We start from the raw sequence: 19,808 nt of genomic DNA on the forward strand, positions 1-19,808 counted from the left end.
TATCCATCCAATTTATCGGCGATAGAATACATTCATGTAAGATCCTTCGTGGCCTTGTACCATAAGCAGGGTTCAATATCGGTTGGCTCTGTGGGAATAATATCGAGGAGAGAGAACCATGAAACTTTTTCACGCAACTCCTTCGCGGCGACAGTTTTTTAAGGGTGCAAACGCCACAGCAGCCGGGTTGGTGCTTCCCTCGTTCTGGAACGTGCGCGGAGCGTTTGCCGAGGCACTCACACTCACCCCGCGGCAAACCGAAGGGCCGTTTTATCCCGACCAACTGCCGCTCGACACCGACAACGACCTGTTCATTATCAACGACGGCATTACTCCCGCCATTGGAGAGATTACGCATCTCTCGGGAAGAATTCTCGATTCTTCCGGCAAGCCGCTGCGAAATGCATTGGTGGAAATCTGGCAGGTTGATGGAAAGGGAGTCTACCTCCACACGGCTGATCGACATGCCCAGCGGGATGCCAATTTTCAGGGATTCGGCCGCTTTCTTACGGGTTCGACAGGGGAGTATTATTTCCGCACCGTGCGGCCGGTTCCTTACCCAGGCAGGACGCCTCATATCCACTTCAAGATCAAGCTGCCGAGTGAGAACGAATTGACTACACAATGCTACATCAAGGGCCATCCGCAGAACGACCGCGATGGCGTGCTGCGTGGAATCCGTGAGCCTCAGCTGCGCGATTCGTTGATGGTGGACTTTGTGCCGATCAAAGATTCGCAGCTTGGCGAGTTGGCTGCTAAGTTTGATATTGTGCTGGGTGTAACACCGGGGGATGGGTAAAGTCCACTCAGAATCGATTGAGCCCTGCAATCCAGCGACCGATATTTTCTATGGTCGCGTCATCGAGGACAGTCCCAGCCGGGCGTTCGATCTGACTCACAGGATAACCTTCTTGGCGAAGTTGTTCGTTGTCGTGCTTTACAAGAGTAGCGAAAGTTGAGTTTCCCGGCAGGATCGAGAGTACCACAAGTTGGCCACCGGGGGAGTTGTCGGGAACCTGAAGCGTGCGCGGTAGGGGGGCATTGTCGGCGATGATACCGCTGAAGGTGCGGCGATCCTTAAAGGCTAGTGCGTAGGCAAGTTGGCCTCCCTTCTGTTGCCCCCCCAAGATAGTTTGGCGAGGAGTGGGGCGAAAGCGTATAGTAGCCAGCTTGACCAATTGCTGAAGATATTCCAAGTCTTCACTTTGCCAACCTGTCTCACTACCTGGGCGAGCAACGAGTAGGATGATGCCGTTCGTTTGACAGACCTTTTGCCAGGCGTCGAACATTGCCTCCTCGTCATCCCCTTTTTCAGAACTGAGCCAAATTAGCAGACCGGGACGTTGAGAGTCCGATAGCTTGGGTTGGAGGTAGTGGGCTTCTTGGGGAAATTCAGGAAGCTTGAGCAATTGCGGTTCGAGTGCTTTGAACTCTTCAGTGGATGACTTGCTAGAAGTACGAAGGAGAGATTGGGAAAGGATTTCTTCAGGCAACGCGGAAAGTTTGGTTTGTAGAGACAACTCCTGGTCGCCACGCTGAAGTGAAACTTCCACGGTTTCGCCTGGTTGTAGGTTCAGCATTGCTGCCCAAGCCGCCGGAGCTGTGGGTACGGCGGTGGAGCCGATTTTCGTGATGCGGTCTCCGGCTCGAACACCAGCAACCTCTGCGGGGCTATTTGGCCAAACTTTGGCGACATCAATTCCTTCAGCTTTTCCGTCAGCTGCTGGCAATATGCCAAAGAACGAATGACGATAGGGGGCAAGCTGGCCGGCAAGAGTGATTTCGGAGTCGAATTCCTCAGCCGTTTCTCCCGAGCCACGACGGAGCGAGAATGTTATGGAGTCGCCGGCGTATCGTGGTTTGAGGAGGAACTGCAATTGGGACTGGGTTTCCACAGCAGTCCCATCGGCAGCAACGATCGTGTCATTCGGCTGCCAACCAGCTTCAGCCGCAGGTGACGCTGGCCAAACGGTAGTGATCGTCGGTGGTTCGGTGTAGGAGCTTCCCGATTTCAGTCCGATTCCTAGTTTGCCGGGGAGAAGATCTTCTCCTTCGCGCCAGCGATCTAGCATCGAGTAAACATGCTCTAGTGGCACGGCGAAGCCGATACCAGAGTCATAGAACTCCGCTCCTGCGACGGCGTTTTCCGGACCGCTATCACTTGATTGAGGTGACATGGGGACCAGAACCCCAAATACTCGGCCATGGATATCAACTAGAGGACCCCCATAATTTGCCGCCGAGATGTTGGCATCGGTTTGTACAACCCGGCCGTGCATACGATTGAGGGCGCTGATAATTCCAAGTGAGACATCCACTTTGTCAGTTTGAAACGTGCGGCCTAAGGCAATAGCCCATTGCCCGACGGCAAATTCGTCCGTAGGCACGGCTTCGGGAACTGGCAATGGCTCGTCAGAGTCCACTTTCAGCAACACCAGCATGCGATTTAGATCACGAGCTACCAGATTCGCTGAAACCTGTTTGCCGCTGGGAAGTCGCACGAGGATGGAACTGGGCTGTTGGGCGAAATTGAATGCACTGGAAACGACGTAACCGTCCGCAGTGATAATCAGACCTGAAAGTGGGCCTTGGCTGAGTTGAGTTTTACCGACCCGTTCCAATCCACCCACGGTGCGAATCTGCACCACGGAGTCAGCTACTGCAGCAGTTGCCTGATGCGCGGCAGCGTTTTCGAGTGCATATTTGTACTCGGTGGCCAAAATGGATGTCTGAGATACAAGGCAGAGACTCAGGGCCACGATGCAAATTGGAAAGAGTCTATTCTTCTGCATTCTGGCCTTCCGCTTGCAATGTGACCTCAACGAGTTCTCCTTCGCGGAGAACGCTCAACTCGAGTTCCTCGCGACTATCGAGGTAGGTCAATGCTTCTAAAAAGGCGCGACATGAAGAAATTTGCCGACCAGCGGCGAATACGACTAAATCATCGGCTCGCAAACTAGCCCGTTCAGCGGGAGAACCTCGCCGCACTGCATCGATATAAGGAGGGGTAAATGGCAGCACATCGGGCACCAAACGAAGTCCCAGAAGTTCGCCAGTGAGCGATCGCTCCGGCAGTTGCGAAGGAGGCTCCCAATCAATACTATGGCCCTCGATCAGACCGTTCACACTCTCGGCAAAGCTGGCGGTCGGGAGGGCATAGTTGAGCCAAGTCCCGGTGACACGACTCTTGACCTCTTTGCCCAACAGACCAAGCAGATGCCCCTGCCAATCGACTAACGCACCGCCAGCAGCTCCCGGATTGTTTGCATAGGCGTCCACAACATAAACGTTGCCTTGATAGGCAGTTGTGAAGGCACCACGCCGCGCATCGAGCGGGGCAATCGCAGTGAGAGTTCCCTGCAGGACGCTGACCGGTTCGTCGCCTGTTGCGATGCCGTACAGATTGCTCAGCGCCAGAATCCGGTCGCCGACTTGGGCGGTCGTGTGGTTGTGCAGGTCAAAGTAAGGTAAGGATTCGTCTTCCAATGGAAGTTTCAGGACCGCAAGCTCCCGCACAGGGTCGCTTCCCAAATACTCTGGCTTGAAGCTGCGGCCGTCGTCCAAAACGACTGCCAGGTCGTCTGTGTCGAGTACGTAACTCAGTGCGGTGAGCACATGGCCGGTGGGAGAAATGAGTATCCCCGTTTGGTGGGCTTCAAGTTGACGAAGCCCTCCAGCGCCAAAGACTTTGACGACTTTGGTTTGTGCTTTGCGAACCACACTTGTCAGGGTACTTTCAGCGGCGCATGGGCTGAGGGCGAATAGCGACAGAGTAAGGAGTGCAATTAAATGGGTGGCGTACTTAAGCAGCTTCATCAATTCGTCGCCCCCGGTTGTGATGGGGGATCGCCATCGGTGTGCCAAGAATCAATTTGCAATTCAGCAAACTTCCTATCGCCGTGCCGAACCAGCCAACGAGTTGGCAGTCTTCTGCCGGAGACTTCAGAAAATCCCGCGAAGCGAATCTCACATGGATCTGCGTCATCAGCCGGTTTGAGCTCCAGGCCCACAAGTTCACCGTCTTCAGGCAGGAAGAGTAATCGGAATTCAACTCCCCCGTAGATGCCCACGAGGCAATCGAGCATTTCACCCTTCGGCCCGGCTGGCAATTGTCCCAGGTAATAGACTTCACCAAACTGCTGGAGGCCTTTGTCGAGCATGCGCTGCCAAAGATGGAGCGTTAGCAGCAATCCTCCAGATCCGGGGGGACTGAGTTGCGATTCGAGATCTCCAGAAAAAACCGCTCCCGATTGGCCCATCGGCATGCGCATTTGACTTTGTTTGGCACCGAGCCGAATTTCGAACGGAGCATCATCCGCAAGAGTTCCGGCGATCTGCCAGTTGGTGCCCATCTTCTCCAGGGCATTCTTGCTAACGTAGTTCTGCCAAAGCTGTTGTTGCTTCTGGCTGTTGTACCAGTAGTTGGCGTAGCCGCGCACTTCTTCGTAGCGAGATGAAACAGCGAACGGAAGCTCTGGCTTGTCAGGCATCGAATCATGGATGTCTGGTAGCGGCGCATCTTCTTGTTCCTTTTCTGGCGGAGCGCCCTCGGGAGGCTCGCTCGGCAATTCGGCTTGTTTTTGGATTAGGTCGACCAGTTGGGCCGGGTCATGAAGACCAGGAAGTTGGAGCTCGACGAAATAATTTTTCCCGTCGCGGCGAAATTCCAGAGGAACAGACCAGTCGCGGGGGTAGGTTCCTAGAGCGGTTTTTAGAGCATTCGCCGTTCGAATTTCTCGTCCGGCAAAATTCACAATCTGATCGCCGTAGCGTAATCCACGACGAAATGCATCGCTGGTATCGAGGATTTCGTCGACGACGACGCGACCAAGTTCTTCAGTGGAGACAGTGAAGCCGAGTGAGGCATGATCGACAATGCGGCCACTTTTGAGGTGCGACACGAAGCGTTTGATTTGATTGATTGAAATCGCATAGCCGACGCCGACATTCACTCGGCCCCGCTTCTCAAAGGAACCACGTCCGTTGATGCCGATCAGTCTGCCCTTTGCGTCGAACAAGGCACCGCCGGAGTTGCCCGGATTGATCGCAGCGTCGGTCTGCAAGCAGTCGGCATACTCTAGTAGAGTTCCTGCTGGGTACTGGTAGCGATGAACACCCGAGATCATTCCCCAACTAATGGATGGGTGAAAATCGTCAGCTAACAGGAACGGATTGCCTGCGGTAAAGGCCCAGTCGCCGACTTTCACCTGATCGCTATCTCCAAGTTCGGCGACTGGAAAATCATCACGGCCCAGTAGTTGAATCAGGGCAACATCGCCTACAGGATCAACTCCAACGACCACCGCATCATACAGTTGACCGTCGTTCAAGCCACATTTCATCGCAGCACCACAAGGGGCTACGACATGAAAGTTGGTCAGTGCAAAACCATCCGGCGAGATGATTACTCCGGAACCACCACCTTGTCCGGAGGGTTCCATAATCGCTACCGCGGCAGCAGAGGCACGCTTGATGACATCGACCCGCTGCTGCTCTATGGCGAGCACTTCCGGCGCAGGGCTCGTCGGGGCAGCACCTGCATCAGCCTGCAGAGCAGGGGATAGAACACAACAACATAGCAAAAGCCATTTCATTTGATCAGCCTGGCCTCCACAAGATGGAGTCGATCACCCAAATCAAGGTTGTCTCCATAGTCCACCAGAATCTGGAGTTTTTGCTTTCCAGCGATGTCTAAGTCGATGTTCAAGGGCCCCTGATTTCCGTCGATGGAACTCTCTAGCAGTGTTTCTCTGTCGGCGGTTATCGTGAGCAGGATGTTCCCCTGGGAGGCTGTCTCCGGATCGATTCCCGCAGAAGCGACAAACCGCCGCATTTCTCGAGGTAAACGATACTCCATTTCGGTGCGACTCCGCAGCGCCAGTCCTTTGGGATAGGTTTTCAACGTGATTCCTTCGGCATCGTCTTCCACTGGCCAGGCAAGCGTCAGAGGAGAGCCTTCAAACGAACTATCTCGGCGAGGCATTCCCAAACGTCCTAGTTGGTTGTCCGAGGTGGGAAGCTCAATGAGTGGAGTCCACTTTTCTCGCAGAGGTTGCATGTCGCTGAGGTAGGCTAGTTTGCCGACTGAGTAATCGGCAGCAGCAATTTCGTTCAAGCGAACCTCTAAGAGAATCCCTGATGTGGTTGTGACTTGCAAGTTTTCGCCGTTCCGCTCAATTTTTGCAGCAGGCAAACGACTTCCACTGCTGAGTTCTAGCCAGCAAAGAGGCTCCGCGATTTCTTCAGATTGAGCGTGATAGAACGTGAGGGCGGCAACCTTGGAAAGTTTGACAGGAATCGTTTCACCTTCCCACGTAAAGTCGACTTGAGAATCGGTAATGTCATTGATCACACCGGTCAGAAAATCAACCTCGGCGGAAGATTTCTTGAGCAACACGAGAACGTCGCCAGTAAACTCTTTCTGTTCCCATTTGCTTTGCCAGGACTCAGTGGGCCGGCGGGACTGAGGGAACTCTACAAAACGAATCTGAGCCGTCGGAACCGTAAGAGGTACCGCTGAGAGGGGTGTTTCTAATGTGGCTTCATGGCCGATGACAACGAAGGTAGTTGCCGGGATACGCGAGCCATCTATTAACTCCACAGAGATATCCGAAGCGGTAGCTTTTCTTCTGGATGTCTGAAACTCAATCCGGAGCAGTTCTTGTGGAGAGAACTTGGCGAGTTGATCTGCGTCTTTGAAGGATACGCTTTGAGTTGTCCATTCAATAAGTTCACCAGCCTGCTTCAAACCATCAAGGGTGCTTATTGTCACCATAGTTGGCTCAACGCATATCGCCAGATTTGACCACGCCAGGATGAATAGTCCAGTGAGGAAGCCGCGATGTCGTACAATCTTATGCATAGAATCCTAGCAGCGTGGCTACGGCGCTTGTCGTTTGGAGTTTTCGTCTGCCAGATCACGGAAGTACTGCTCAATCAACTGGCGATAGTGAGCGGGGAATTCTCGGCCAATCTGTTGAAGTGCTTCTTCGCGTTCTTTGGGAGGGAGGTCTCCCCAGCCCGCCTGATTGCCAATGTCCTTCTGGTCGACTTTTCCGGGCGCCTTGAGTGAAGGGAGTTGGCTGTCCTGCATAGGTGTGGAGCTTTGTGCAGAACCACTACTCGAGCTTGATTGCTGCTGTTGCTCTTCGATTTTCTTGATGAGGTCGTCCAATGAATCCACAACTCCTTTCTCAACTACCTGAACTTGCTTTCCGGCTTGCCCTAAGTCCAATCGACGCCGCACGTCGTTCATTCGCCGTGAGACGTGATCGAGCGATTCATCCTGAAGGCTGGCAAGATCTTGCTCGATTAGCTCAGCGACCTCACGGTAGCGGACAGGGATCGCGTCCTCTTGTTCCAAAAGTTCCACCAGGGCAGCCCGACTGCGGTCGGGTTCGACTACTTGATGATGAGCTACCATACGACAGAACAGCAGACTGGCAGGGTCGACAACATCTTCGGGATCGATGTCGTCTAACATTGCCAAGGCGTCGTCGTATCTGGCATGTTGGGTGAGCCAGCGCGCCACATAGAGCCGCACGTTTTCTTGGACCGATTCAGGGAGCTGACTCGAACTGAGCCAAGTCGTGTCTGGAGGAAGCGGCTCAAAGGATTGCTCGTTGCATTGAGCCAAAAGTTTGGCGACTTGTGGGTTCACAATTGCGGCGGTTTCGACGACTAAATCAAGAAGTGCGGGACCATCTGTGTCACGCAGGGACATTGACGGCCATAGTGTACGGGCTTCTTGGGACAAAGTCGGATTGACGGGCATATCGTCAATCCAAGAGAAGACCTGTTTGCGCACCGCTTCATAGGTCGGGGGATGCCATGAGGGTTCGAAGGTAAGTTGCCCAAGAGAGGCAGGCACCGCGAAGAGGCAAGCCAGGGGTAGCGCGGTAATCACGTTGAGACGGATGAAATGATTCATTTTTATTGGTTGGCCCCCTGATGGAGATCGCGAGTTGCCTCGAAGATGTGACCCTGTCGTTCTGACAACTGATCGAGCGCTTCGAGCAGTTCTGCGTCTTCAGCTTGATCCCCTTTTATGAGCGTGGCATAAAACTCCGTTCGACGATTCACACGCATCTGCAATGCTCGAATCATACGCAATTCGGCCAATTGGTCTACCAGAGGTTGTTCCCCTGGTTGGCCACCCCCCCCTTGCTGTTGGCTGGCACGCTGTTCGCGCATCTCTTTTAGGGCTTGTTGCAACGCGGCGAGCATCTCCTCTAGCGTCTCAATAATATCCTGCTCTACCGCTTGAGTGATTTTATCGGTCTTGACACTTCGCAAACGACCGGCAACCGTCTGCATGTCTTCGCGGACCTGCTGAAGTGCTTCAGGAAACGCAACCGAAGAACCATCTTCTTTTAGGAGGATCAATGCGCGATCGACCTCTCCGACGATTTGTTCTTCCTTGCGACCCAATGTGGCCGAGGCAATCTCGAGTTCATGCTCGGCAACGCGATCAACAGATTCGTTGAGTTTGAGGGTTTGGTCGTAGACGTTGTTCTGTGCTTCAAGCATCTTGCGTAGCCGGGCTTCGAGCATGACAAGCATGCGTTCTAGTTCTTCTTCGCGCAGCTGTCTGAGGATTTTCTCTAACTCAGCTTTTGCTTGTTCTAAATCCCGCAGGGCTTGTTCCTGCTCTTTCACGGACTCGTCTCGCTGAGCTTCATCGAGTCGTTCCTGGGCTTGTTGCATCCGCTGTTGCGCCTGCTTAAGTTTCTCAACAGCACTGTCGGCAGGGCTCTGCTGTTGCTGTTCTTGGTCAGAACTCTGAGGCGAACCGCTGGAGTTGTTTCCCTGGCCTTGGGAAGGTTGTCCTGAGGACTTGCTAGGCTTTCCTTCGGAGGGTTCGCCGGAAGAGGGTGAGGGTTGCGACGGGGAAGATTCGCTCGGACTCGATTCCGCTGGAGAGGATTCCGACGGGGAAGCATCACCAGGAGGAGTTTCGGAACTTTCAGCGGACTTGCCTTCAGAGGAAGGACTCGCATCTTGACTTTTTGACTCTGAACTCTTGGGCGATAGTTTCGAGGTACCTTCGGTCTCAGCAATCTGCTCACCAAGTTTGCCGGCAGACTCCGCGGTGCGTCCTTGGTCATCACTCAGTTCTTCCTGAGAATCACCCCCTGCGGTGCGGGCCTTTATGCCGCGTTGCTGGCGAATGAGCTTATTTAACTCGGCCAGATACTTGCTAATTCTCTTGGTCTGAGATTCGATTTGCCGATCGCGATCCTCCTGGAGCAATAACTCCAGCATGGCTTGCAGTTCAGAATGCAATGAAGTTTGGACTTCACTGGCCTCGCTGAGTCGGTCTTGCTTAAGTGCGTCGATGACTGATCGAAACTGTTCGGGCAATTCTTTCTCTCGGCTCTTTGCGACCAGTTGCCGCAATAGCTCTGCGCGCCGAGGCTGGGTTGATTTGGAAAGCTCGGCCAGGCGGCCTGCCAAGAGTTCCAAGCGATCAAACTGTTCGGCGAGGCCGGCTTCTTTCTCGGCCAGTTGAGGTGGGCTCGGATTAGAATCTTGCTCGGCCGCTTGCGCGGCGCAGGGAATAACTATCGCAAGCAATGTTACCCAAGCAAGGATGTAGGTGTTACCGTGATGACGCAAGCGAGGGGGCATAACTAATTCCTGGTATCACTTCCTATTCGTCGTCCAACAGGCTGCGGAGTTTTTCTAGTCGCCGGGCGCGGGTCGCTTCGTTCAATTCCTTTTGCTCAGTGACGATGCCACGCAGTAACTCCACTAGTTCATTGTAACTCTCAAGTTCCAACATGCGGTCTAAAATTCGCTGCATTGCCTCAATTACCACGTCGGATTGGATAATTGCCTCGGATTGGACACGGGTATTTTCATGCGCTTCGTCGAGAGCGGCGGGTAATTTGAGCACTTGTGTTTCCAGTTTCGGCATGAGATTCTTAGCAACTTCATGGAGTGGCTCGGCGATATTGTTCTGGAGCCGCTCAGTCAACTCCTCAGTGGAAATCCGATTGTTTTCTAGTTCGATGACTATGTCCTCAAAACCTTCGGCGACTCCCAGAGTTTCGAATGTTAACTGCGTGATATTCTGCAAAACGCCACTCACACGAAGCTTGTCTCGCTCCCGGCGTAGAACCTTATCTTCTTCAGCCAGTGGAGTGCCCTCATCTGATTTGGGTTCAAGCTCGATTCGCGTTAGCAATTCTCGTGTGGCAATCATTTTCTCGTGGATTGCTTCAAATCTTTGGCGGAGTCCCAGTTCCCGCTTTTCTAAGATTGACCGCAATTCGGAATCCGTGACTACATCGAGTACAAACCGTTGGCTGGAACCGATGTGGGGGGCCTGCTCAAGGTTGTAGGCGTCTTGAGCTTTCACCGACAGCGTAAGTTGTTGGCCAGGCTTGAGGGCCAGAGTTTTCTTATGCGTTTGCGGACTTGTGGCTGCCAAATCAAAGCGGCCCAGTTCTGCGATGTCTCGTCCAGTAATGGATGAGGCAGGTAATTCACGGCGCTGTGGTTCAAGCTTGTCCGTTTGTCCTTCGATCCAGGCCGAAGTGACGGCATAGTCATCTCGTATAGCCCCAGAAAATGGAATCGTAGCCTGGGGAGTCACCGCTGAACCAATGCCTCGCAGTTGGACGGCGACTTCTGGGATTTCGTCGGGAACGACCGAAACCATTAGGCGGTAGGGCTCTCGGTTACTAACGCCGTCAGTGTCTTGTACGTCGACCAAGAGTACGCGGTCAATCTTGGCAGTATCGAGTGGTATGGCGAACCGTCGTGGATCGTCTGCCGACATGCTTGCGTTGAGTTGCTCTTTTGTTCCCGAATCGTAGACTTGCACACCGCGTAGGGATTTGTTGACTTCGATCTGGCAAATCGACTGCGTACCTTGTGGGATTTCGATACGGCCACTGAATGGGAGTGTCTGAGGAACACGCCGCAAATAGGCCGGGAACTCACACTCCAACTCGGTACGAACGATCTGAGGTCGCTCCACCACATGCAAACGGAGATCGTAGATGCGGTCGTCTCCTCCAATCAAATCAAAGCTGATATCGGACGCGAGGTTTTTGAATTCGTACTGAAATGGTTGAGAATCAGCCTGGCCGGCTTGCGCCTGACCAATCTGTGTCATCGTATCTCGGCCCCGACGTCCGTCCGGTAGTCGGTAGCGGATTTCGACTTGTTCTGGTGCAACGTGTTCATCGAGGAGTGAAGCTCGGACTTTCAGCTCAAAATTGTCGTCTCGTGCAATGTTGATGACGCGCTGTCCATCGACTTCGTCGAAGCCTGTCACTGCCAGTTGCACCCGGCGTGGCCAAGGGGTGTTAGACAACTGGATGCGTTGGAGGAAAAATGCAAACGCGTCGGTATGTATTGTTGCAAAAACGGCAATCGATCCGCAGAGCAATAGAGCGATGGCACACTTCCAGAGCAGGGGGCCGTAGCGGAAGATTTGACTCAATTCCACATGGGCGAGTTTTGCGCTGGCTTCAGCACTCGTGTGCTCAAGTAATTCAGACTCTGTCGGAGTCAGCGACTCCGCATGACGTTGGCCTTGGATGGTAGTCACGAGGCTTTGTTGAATATCTGGAAAATTTCGCTCAACCAACAGGGCAAGGCTGCTATCCGGAAGTCGCGCAAAAAGTCTAGACAGGAGTGACTTCCAGGTTAGAACAGCCATCGCAAGAATGACGCCAATGCCGAACACAACACGGACTAGCGGCGATGGCTCAAACATCCAGTCCAGAAAAAGCATCAGCCAGAAGGCGAGGCAGATACCTATCACCACGGTCGCCAATCCTTCTACCAAGACATACCCTCGCACTAGCCAGCGCAGCGAGCGAACTTTGCTGCGAACTAATTTCGGAATCGTATAGGATAGGGCAACGGTCGACATGTGATCTTTCAAGCCAGTTTCATCAAGCGGCGGAGCAACCATTCCAAACAGAGGGCACCACAGATTACTCCCATCAGTATTTTATTAAGCCACTGCGTAAAGTCAGTGTCCGGCGTGCCACGTAGAATGCGGGTTTCTGCGCGGCTTTCGATCAGTTGATCAATGGGGCGAATTATATTCTCTTCGTTGCTGCTGTCGTCACCATGAATCGCGTGATCCAAACTGGTGTAGTATTTGCCATCGGAAAGTTGCGCAAGTTGAGCAAGCAACTCATCGTTGCGCTGGGTATTCTCAAACTCCAGATCGGGCAATACAGCTTGGATTCTGCGCACCATTTGTTCGTCGACCGAGTCCGGTACGGCAAGTTCGATACGATACGATCCTGCCTGTTTGACGGTAAATTGGCCGATAAAGTTCCCCGGTCGGCTCTTGTCCGCCTTGAGCAACAAGTTCTGGCCTTCACCCTGGTCGTTGACAACCCTTGCAAGAACGTTGTCGGCGAGAAGTGGTTCGCGACTTGCTGCGAGGAGTTGAGCTCGCACCACCACATCGCTACCAACTGCGTACCGGTCTTGTTCAACGAGTAGACGGCCTCGCGAAGACCCTTTCATGAGTCTACCCTGACTGACATGTCGAATCAGGCGGGTAGTGAGAACTTCGAAATGGCTTGGATCCAGAGCCCGCAATCGCCAAAGCTCTCCGCTCCCCAAGTAAAACACGCGCCCTCCACCATAAAACTGTTCAGCCATGTAGACTGGATAGTCTGCGGTGAGACTGGCATCGGGATCACCGTAGTAACCCAGCACGCGGGCGCCTGCCTTGGGACCTTTCACGGCATAGCATCCATAGACCCCAGGGAACTCCGACCAGAGCAGCTGGCTTTCGTTCGGATCATCGGTCAGAGAAAGGAACTCGGCTTCTTCCCCTTCGCGGGTAAATAAGATCGGCCATGGGGTCGTCGAACCATAGAGGCCGTCATCGAGTAGAGTCAGGCGGCGCTGGAACTCGACAGGATAGAGTGAGCGAATTTTCGTGTGTTCGGGACTCTGTGACCAACTCAGGGTATAAATTGGCCCCGCCACAACGATAAGTCCTCCTGCTTCTTCGGCGACCCACGATTCCAACAGATCAACTTGACGTGCATCGAGGAATTCCCAATTGGGGTCGAATGCGACAATGCAGTCGTATTCGTAGAGTTCCTCTTTTGTCTGAGGGAATTCGTGAAGAATCTGATCGGCTTCTTGGGAAACCGCACCGCTGGCCGATTGTACCCAAACATCGACTTTGGCGTGTCGATCCCGATACAACTGGTTTCGTAAGAATTGGTAGTCTCGACTCGCTCCGCCAGCGATCAGCAGCACCCGCGTGCTTGCTTCAACGACTTCCAATTCGACTTCGCGTCGATTGTCGCCAGCGTATTGATCTTCCGAAGATTCGGCAACTTTCATTTCCAGAATCAAGCTGCCGATGGCGGCAGGTTCTATCTCAAATTCCACGGGGACAACTTGTTGCTCGTCGGTGAAATGAACTTCCTGCTCCTCGACTAATGAAGTGACTGCATTCTGTGATTGGGCCTCACGTGCGTAGAGTTGCACTTTTGCAGAGCGGCCTGCAAAGCCTTCAGCTTGGATTACACCCGTAACGGTCGTGCGATCTTCGGGATAGACTCGTGCCGGAGCGTTGAGTTCCTGGATGCGGACATTTCTGCGGGGCTCGCTAGAACCAACTCCAACAGTGTAAAGTGGCACTGAGGAACGATTTTCTGCGTTGAATAGGGAAAGGGCGTCGATGCCTGTATTTTGATCCCCGTCGGTAATGACAATGACTCCGGCAAGTTGGCCCGTACGCTGCTGCTTGAGCATACTGCGAAGGGCATCACCAAGTCGCGTTTCTCTGCCGCGGGGCTCGAGTAGTTCGGACCAATCAAGTTCTTCCGCAGAAGACTCCGAAGCAGAGGGGTCCGTTGGTTGTAGTTCCTCAATTTCGCTTTTGTTGCGGTTCCAACTTGCCACTTTATGGGTCTCTCGATCGAAAGTGGCTAGCTCAACCTTGTGTTGCTGACGCAAAGCGTCCAGGAATTCGGAGTCCTTCAGCGCATTCTCAACGGCCTTTCCTCGCGATTCTGATTGCCCGTCGGCAACTTGCAGATCAGAAACCGACATACTCTGGCTGGTATCGACCAGTACTGCGACATGAGAGTCTGAGACGATCTGTTGATCGATACGCTTTTCCAACCCCAAGAAAAACAGTGCCGCTCCCAACCAGGCGGAAATGCGCAATGCGGGAAACAGGATTCGTAGCCAGGGAGACATCGTGTCACTCTCACGCCGGTAGAGCCAAATGACACAGGCGACTATGAGCAGTGCTCCTACGCCCAACAAGAACCAAAGTAGTCGGGGATCGTCGACTTGGGCCAATCGGCGTAGTTCCCATGTGACGAAATGTTGGGCATTTCCGTTCGGTGTCACCGCAAGCAAGGGGTTCATCGACTGCTCCCCCCCACCCCACCATGGTAGCTTGCCTTGTAGGCGAGGCATTGCTCTGCGATCAGAGCAATCACAAGCAGAGCCAAGAAGGTGTCGCCAAGTCGGAAACCGGCAAGTTGGTCCTCTGATGCTGTCAGTTGCGAAGCGATCGAATATCGGTAGTCGATGCCTTCTAGTTGGGCAGATAGGTTTTCGCGATCCAATAGATTCAAGTCTCCCTCGCTCGGAGCTACATTGACGGCGATGAATTTTCTAGCATTAGCCTGCTGCAATGGCGATAGTTCAAATTGCCAGATGCCACTGACATTCCCTTTGCCGGCGTCCACCTCATAGTTGCCGCCCTCTATGCGAGTCGAGAGATTGAGGACTTCTTCTTGGCCACTCTGCGGAGCACGAACGATGACTTCGGGTTGGTATTCATCTTCGGCGAGATTGAAACTCAATTCGCTGCCGACTTCTCGAACCTCGAAGTTGCGGCGGGCGGCAGTCAGGTAGCCAGCCAGCTCGTTGGCGACCACCGGGAAGACGGGATTCACGCACCAGTTGCTCCAAACACCGAGCGTGGTGGGGCTTGGCGACAATTTGCATAGCTGTACCACGACACGACCTTTGCCCAGTTTTTTCTCGACCACAAACGGCGCATCGTTTCGCAGTCGCGCCAAGACGCGAGTGTCTCCAGGCAAGTCTTGTAGATGCTTGATCGCGTAATAGAAATTTACCTTGGCTACGGAGAGAAAACTGTTTCGTTGGCCTGAGAAAATACGGAACACTGGGTGGTCTTCGACCTCGACATCGGGGGTCTCTTCATCGCCAACACTAAGCAATTGATTTGGCACATCCAGTTCCACAGGCATGATTCCCGTGCCGTCGCGATAGAGTTGCTCGTTGTAAAATGATCGCTGTACTTCCGTGCCCAGGAAAATGGCAACCCCACCTCCGCTGCGAATGTAGTCTTCCAATGCACTGACTTCGGATTCGTCGAGACGCGGTACATCGAGCAGAAAGATAGCGGCGAATTTCTCGAGTTGATCGTGATTTCTCAAGAAGCTCGCTGGTTCAACGCGGGGACTCCAGCCGGGTTTAGCTGAGCCGCCGGGGCTGAGTGCTGTGCGGAGATAGTAGGAATCGTCCCCCGCCCCAGAGCCATCGATTACCAAGAGCGGAAAACTATTGGGAACGTCGCACGCAAAGTATCGCGAGTTGTCAGTTGCTAGGGCATCGCTGGGGAGTTGGGCAGTTAGCTGATGGGGGCCAGCGTCGGGGAAAGAAATGCGAAACCGCCGAGTGACCGTTTGGCCAGGGGCGATTTCATCGAATTCTACTGCAGGGAGTTTATGACCGTCTTGCGTGACGGCTACTGGGACGGCAACGGCAGCTTGGTCGCCGAAGTTAGACACGCTCACTTCCATCCAAGTTTCGACACCTGCAGCACGGATCCCCGACTCTGGCTCCAAACGGGTGATCGCAAGATTGGGATGCGTGAGGTCAACACACTGGACCAGGTGCATGTCCGCAACTTGCTGGCGAAGTTGTCCTAGAAGTTGTCTGGTTTGGTTGTTGTCGGTCCACTGCGTGCTACGAAAATCAGAGATGACGTACGCAATCCGTGACTCGCCGGTTTCGCTTTCTGGCAAGGCAAGCGCCGCCTGAAAAGCTTCGCTGGGGCCTGCTGCAGTTTCGGTGACCGGTTCGCTCTCAAGAGCGGAGTTGATTGCTTCGATTGTTTCTCGATCAAGAGTTCGACTGGCAAATTTCAGTTCGTTGCCTGCTGAGAGGTCCGTTGCACTGGAAAAACGGAGCAGGGTAATCTTTTGCGTACCCGCCTTGGCCGTCGCTTGCTGGAGAATCTGACTGACGGCGCGTTTCGCTTCGTCCCAGCCTGTGGAGTCTTGCGAGCGGTCGGCCATCGAATAGCTATCATCGACCAGGAGCACATGATGCGTGACACCGCTTCCCAGGAGACTTCCCCATTGTGACATCAGAACTGGACCGGCTAGCATCAGCACTGCTAAGGCAATCGCTGAAGTACGTAGCAAGAGCAGCAAGAGCTGGCGGAGCATGATCCATTTCTTGTTTCGCTTTTGACTTTCGAGCAGAAAATCCATGGCCGCCCAATTGACCTTTTGGTGCCGACGCAGGTTGATCAAGTGGATCACCAGCGGCAGTGCCACTAAGGGCAGGCCAATAGAAAGCAGCGATTGAAACAAAAAACTCAAAACGATTTGTCCTAGGCGGTAGGGTGGGCATCGCCCACCACTTATTTGTTCGAAAAAATACTTGTGATTTGGTGGGCGATGCCCACCCTACTCAGTGAATTCGCTCGGCTGCAGTACGGTGGCACAAAAAAGCAGCTAGTGCCGCGTCCAAGGGGTCGCTTGTACGGATCAGCGCGTAATCGACCTCATTTTTGGCACACCCGTGGCGCAGGTCCGCCAGAAACCGGTCCAGAGACGCTAAATAGCCTTCGCGTAGCGCCCGAGGATTGCAGTTGAGGTGGTCAGGCAGCTCAAGCCCCTCGAATCGTGTCGGACCATCGAACGGGAAATCGAGCTCATCATCATCCATAATGTGCAGCAGTAATACGTCGTGACCACGCTGCCGCAGGAGTCTCAGGCCACGCAGTGTCGATTCGACGTCTCCTAATAAATCGGAGACGACTATCATCATTCCGCGGCGAGGACTGCTCTCAGCGATTTCGGTCAGAACGGCTCCTGCATCAGTTTTCTGATCAGGCTGGTTGGCATCGAGGGTTCTGACGATCGCGTGCAGATGTTTCTGCGAACTGCTGAGCGGAGAACGCGCACGAATATGGTCGTCAAATGCAATGCATGCTACGGAGTCGTGCTGTTTGAGTAACAGGTACGCCAGGCTCGTGGCGACGGTCGCGGCATACTCGTATTTATTCAATGGACCGTTGCCGTACTGCATGCTGGCAGATACGTCGACCAACAGCGTACAGTGCATGTTGGTCTCTTCTTCGAATTGCTTGATATACAATCGGTCTTGTTTGGCCCAGACCTTCCAATCGACGTGACGAAGGTCATCGCCGGGGACGTACTGCCGATGCTGCAAAAACTCCACCGACTGCCCAAAGTAGGGACTTCGGTGCATACCGGTCTGCAAGCCTTCGACAATGTGCCGAGCGCGAAGTTCAAGTCGGCTGATTCGCCGGATGGCCTCAGGATGCAAAAATCGCTTGGAATCGGGCGTCATTGGCCAATTCGTCCTCCTGGGTTGGCGTAGCGGCAAGCAGAGAATCAATGACCTTATCCGAAGTGATGCCATCGCTCTCGGCGGCAAAGTTAACGACGATCCGATGTCGTAAGACGGGCTTGGCCAATGCCTGGATGTCGGCCACAGTGACATGGGACCGCCGATTCATGAGAGCCCTTGCTTTGGCACCGATTATCAAGAATTGCACCGCCCGTGGTCCGGCACCCCATGCTAGTTGATCGACGATGAAGTCTGGCACGCCTTCTTCGTGAACACGGGTTTGGCGAACCAAGGAAAGTGTGTAGCGAATCACATGGTCAGACACAGGGACTTCGCGAACCAGTTTTTGGAGTGCGAGAATTTCCTCAGGAGCCACCACGGGCACAATCGTGTCGTGGGGAGTCGTTGTGGTGCGGCGGGCAACCTCAAACTCTTCATCAAAGCTGGGGTAGGTCACCAATACTTTGAACATGAAGCGGTCTTGCTGGGCCTCGGGTAGAGGGTAGGTTCCCTCTTGCTCGATAGGGTTCTGAGTGGCCAGTACAAAGAAAGGATCCGACAACTGATGGCGAATTCGACCGACGGTCACTTGGCGTTCTTGCATTGCCTCAAGCAGGGCGGCTTGAGTTTTGGGCGGGGTGCGATTGATCTCGTCAGCTAGAATGATATTTGAAAAGAGCGGTCCTTCCAGAAATCGTAGATCGCGCTGGCCGGTCGAGCGGTTCTCTTCGATAATGTCTGTGCCGGTAATATCGGCAGGCATCAGGTCGGGGGTAAACTGGATACGGCTAAAGGAAAGATTGAGAGTTCGTGAGAGCGTGCTAATCAACAATGTCTTAGCCAGCCCCGGCACACCTTCGAGCATACAGTGGCCGCGACTGAAGAGGCTGATCAGCAATTGATCGACGACTTCCTCTTGACCCACAATGACTTGGCGCAATTGCGCCCTGATATCATCGATAGCCGTTGCGAGTCGCTCGATGACTTGTCCGTTTTCATGCACCGGTTGGGGGGGACTCATTCGTGGGTTGCCTCTTTCCAATTATGTAAGAATCTTTTTCAGTTTAACGCTGATAAATCGGCAGGGACGCTTTGTCGAGTTGTAGGATGATCAAGTTGAGCGCCGTTGTATAAACGGGTCCAACCATTCCCTGTTCCCAAACTGCCACCGTATCATCGCCGATTTTCAGTAACTTCACTTCTCGCAATAGTCGTCGTGAGATGGAGTCAAGATACGTATTCCACTGCTCACCACCTTGCCGATACTCGACTTGCGAATAATAAAAATGAGCGTAGTGCCAATGTCCGAAACTGTCTTGGACGTCCGGCTTTAAGTTCTTTTCGCAATATTCCAACATGCGCGGTACATATTCGTCATCGTATTGGCCGGCATTGTATAAGCATGCGATTGCCGCCGCGGTAATCGCTGGGCGAGCGCCACCTCCTTTGGAACTGTACTGTACGCCGCCGTCACTAAGTGTACAGCGATGGATGTACTCAATCGCTTTGTCGATGATTTCCTTCGGAACAGATATTCCGGCGTTGCGGCAGCCTCTTAAGCCTTGAACTTGGGTGATAGTAGTTGAACCTTCGTCGAAACCGCTTCCGTCCTTGGCGCTAACATAGCCCCAGCCACCTGCATTGGTTTGAGCCTGGCCAGTAAAAATCACGGCTTGCGACAGCACACGAATCAAATCCTCACGGCGTTCGAGGTCCTCCTCCTCGCCCAAGATTTGAGAGAGAAACAACATGGCAAATCCATGACCATAGGTATAGCGGTCGTCATCCTGGTCGCCGATAAGCCCGTTGGGACGACTACGGCGGACGAGAAAATCGACAGCCCGTCGCAAGTTTTCTGAGTACTTTCCTTGTGTGGTCGTCGATCCTTCACACAGGAATGCCAGGCCCGCCAAGGAAGTCATTGCTGTAGGATAGCGACCCTGTGCAGACCAATGCCCGAGCTTCTCTTGTTGATAGGCAAGCCAGTCGAGGCCTTGTTCAACACGTTCCTTTACTTGGGGCGTAACCTTGCCGACAGCACGGGGCATCGATTCGCATAGTAAAGAAACGCTCAATGCAAACCCAACAAAAAATTGGATTGCCCGCGAATCACGCGATACAGCATAAAACCTACTTCGTTTTGCAATCAAGCGATTCGGATCTCTAGTTAAAAGTTTGAATTGATTCATGAAAGTTTAAATTCTACCCGTTCACGACTG

The 19,808-nt window shown here is 53.4% G+C and carries 13 protein-coding genes; 1 reads left to right on the plus strand and 12 read right to left on the minus strand.

Annotation, left to right across the window (positions count from 1 at the left end; translation table 11 throughout):
* Window positions 1-118: 118 nt before the first annotated feature.
* Window positions 119-799, plus strand: a complete 681-nt coding sequence (locus tag Pr1d_RS13770) for a dioxygenase family protein (RefSeq protein WP_148074070.1) — start codon at window positions 119-121, stop codon at window positions 797-799.
* Window positions 800-806: 7 nt separating this feature from the next.
* Here Pr1d_RS13770 and Pr1d_RS13775 read toward each other — a convergent pair whose 3' ends face one another.
* From Pr1d_RS13775 to Pr1d_RS13830, 12 genes are all read right to left on the minus strand, one after another.
* Complete coding sequence (locus Pr1d_RS13775) at window positions 807-2,792, minus strand: PDZ domain-containing protein (protein ID WP_148074071.1); 1,986 nt, start codon at window positions 2,790-2,792, stop codon at window positions 807-809.
* On the minus strand, window positions 2,779-3,816 hold the full coding sequence (locus Pr1d_RS13780; protein WP_148074072.1) for a S1C family serine protease: 1,038 nt from the start codon (window positions 3,814-3,816) through the stop codon (window positions 2,779-2,781). Before Pr1d_RS13780 ends, Pr1d_RS13775 begins: the two co-directional genes overlap by 14 nt.
* A complete protein-coding gene (locus Pr1d_RS13785; protein WP_148074073.1) occupies window positions 3,816-5,594 on the minus strand; it encodes a S1C family serine protease in 1,779 nt (592 codons plus the stop codon). The genes Pr1d_RS13780 and Pr1d_RS13785 overlap by 1 nt, the downstream gene beginning before the upstream one ends.
* Window positions 5,591-6,862 (minus strand): NPCBM/NEW2 domain-containing protein, encoded by a 1,272-nt coding sequence (locus Pr1d_RS13790; RefSeq protein WP_148074074.1) that lies wholly within the window; start codon window positions 6,860-6,862, stop codon window positions 5,591-5,593. Before Pr1d_RS13790 ends, Pr1d_RS13785 begins: the two co-directional genes overlap by 4 nt.
* A gap of 18 nt (window positions 6,863-6,880) precedes the next feature.
* On the minus strand, window positions 6,881-7,930 hold the full coding sequence (locus Pr1d_RS13795; RefSeq protein WP_148074075.1) for a hypothetical protein: 1,050 nt from the start codon (window positions 7,928-7,930) through the stop codon (window positions 6,881-6,883).
* Window positions 7,931-7,932: 2 nt separating this feature from the next.
* Complete coding sequence (locus Pr1d_RS13800) at window positions 7,933-9,630, minus strand: coiled-coil domain-containing protein (protein WP_148074076.1); 1,698 nt, start codon at window positions 9,628-9,630, stop codon at window positions 7,933-7,935.
* A gap of 22 nt (window positions 9,631-9,652) precedes the next feature.
* Window positions 9,653-11,890 (minus strand): DUF4175 domain-containing protein, encoded by a 2,238-nt coding sequence (locus tag Pr1d_RS13805; protein ID WP_148074077.1) that lies wholly within the window; start codon window positions 11,888-11,890, stop codon window positions 9,653-9,655.
* 8 nt (window positions 11,891-11,898) lie between these two features.
* On the minus strand, window positions 11,899-14,376 hold the full coding sequence (locus Pr1d_RS13810) for a vWA domain-containing protein (RefSeq protein ID WP_168205223.1): 2,478 nt from the start codon (window positions 14,374-14,376) through the stop codon (window positions 11,899-11,901).
* Window positions 14,373-16,592 (minus strand): BatA domain-containing protein, encoded by a 2,220-nt coding sequence (locus Pr1d_RS13815; RefSeq protein ID WP_148074079.1) that lies wholly within the window; start codon window positions 16,590-16,592, stop codon window positions 14,373-14,375. Before Pr1d_RS13815 ends, Pr1d_RS13810 begins: the two co-directional genes overlap by 4 nt.
* A gap of 91 nt (window positions 16,593-16,683) precedes the next feature.
* Window positions 16,684-17,589 (minus strand): DUF58 domain-containing protein, encoded by a 906-nt coding sequence (locus Pr1d_RS13820; RefSeq protein WP_148074080.1) that lies wholly within the window; start codon window positions 17,587-17,589, stop codon window positions 16,684-16,686.
* Window positions 17,555-18,610 (minus strand): AAA family ATPase, encoded by a 1,056-nt coding sequence (locus tag Pr1d_RS13825; RefSeq protein WP_148074081.1) that lies wholly within the window; start codon window positions 18,608-18,610, stop codon window positions 17,555-17,557. The genes Pr1d_RS13820 and Pr1d_RS13825 overlap by 35 nt, the downstream gene beginning before the upstream one ends.
* A gap of 43 nt (window positions 18,611-18,653) precedes the next feature.
* Window positions 18,654-19,637, minus strand: coding sequence for a prenyltransferase/squalene oxidase repeat-containing protein (locus tag Pr1d_RS13830; RefSeq protein ID WP_148074082.1), 984 nt, complete (start codon window positions 19,635-19,637; stop codon window positions 18,654-18,656).
* Window positions 19,638-19,808 lie beyond the last annotated feature (171 nt).

The sequence above is a fragment of the Bythopirellula goksoeyrii genome (genome assembly GCF_008065115.1).
In the GTDB taxonomy this organism is placed as follows: domain Bacteria; phylum Planctomycetota; class Planctomycetia; order Pirellulales; family Lacipirellulaceae; genus Bythopirellula; species Bythopirellula goksoeyrii.

Excerpts from the sequence above, each read along its gene's own strand:
- Pr1d_RS13810 (WP_168205223.1), bottom strand. The coding sequence starts at position 14,376 with ATGAACCCCTTGCTTGCGGTGACACCGAACGGAAATGCCCAACATTTC.
- Pr1d_RS13785 (WP_148074073.1), bottom strand. The coding sequence starts at position 5,594 with ATGAAATGGCTTTTGCTATGTTGTTGTGTTCTATCCCCTGCTCTGCAG.
- Pr1d_RS13790 (WP_148074074.1), bottom strand. The coding sequence starts at position 6,862 with ATGCATAAGATTGTACGACATCGCGGCTTCCTCACTGGACTATTCATC.
- Pr1d_RS13770 (WP_148074070.1), top strand. The coding sequence starts at position 119 with ATGAAACTTTTTCACGCAACTCCTTCGCGGCGACAGTTTTTTAAGGGT.
- Pr1d_RS13775 (WP_148074071.1), bottom strand. The coding sequence starts at position 2,792 with ATGCAGAAGAATAGACTCTTTCCAATTTGCATCGTGGCCCTGAGTCTC.
- Pr1d_RS13795 (WP_148074075.1), bottom strand. The coding sequence starts at position 7,930 with ATGAATCATTTCATCCGTCTCAACGTGATTACCGCGCTACCCCTGGCT.
- Pr1d_RS13800 (WP_148074076.1), bottom strand. The coding sequence starts at position 9,630 with ATGCCCCCTCGCTTGCGTCATCACGGTAACACCTACATCCTTGCTTGG.
- Pr1d_RS13820 (WP_148074080.1), bottom strand. The coding sequence starts at position 17,589 with ATGACGCCCGATTCCAAGCGATTTTTGCATCCTGAGGCCATCCGGCGA.
- Pr1d_RS13805 (WP_148074077.1), bottom strand. The coding sequence starts at position 11,890 with ATGTCGACCGTTGCCCTATCCTATACGATTCCGAAATTAGTTCGCAGC.
- Pr1d_RS13780 (WP_148074072.1), bottom strand. The coding sequence starts at position 3,816 with ATGAAGCTGCTTAAGTACGCCACCCATTTAATTGCACTCCTTACTCTG.
- Pr1d_RS13830 (WP_148074082.1), bottom strand. The coding sequence starts at position 19,637 with ATGCCCCGTGCTGTCGGCAAGGTTACGCCCCAAGTAAAGGAACGTGTT.
- Pr1d_RS13825 (WP_148074081.1), bottom strand. The coding sequence starts at position 18,610 with ATGAGTCCCCCCCAACCGGTGCATGAAAACGGACAAGTCATCGAGCGA.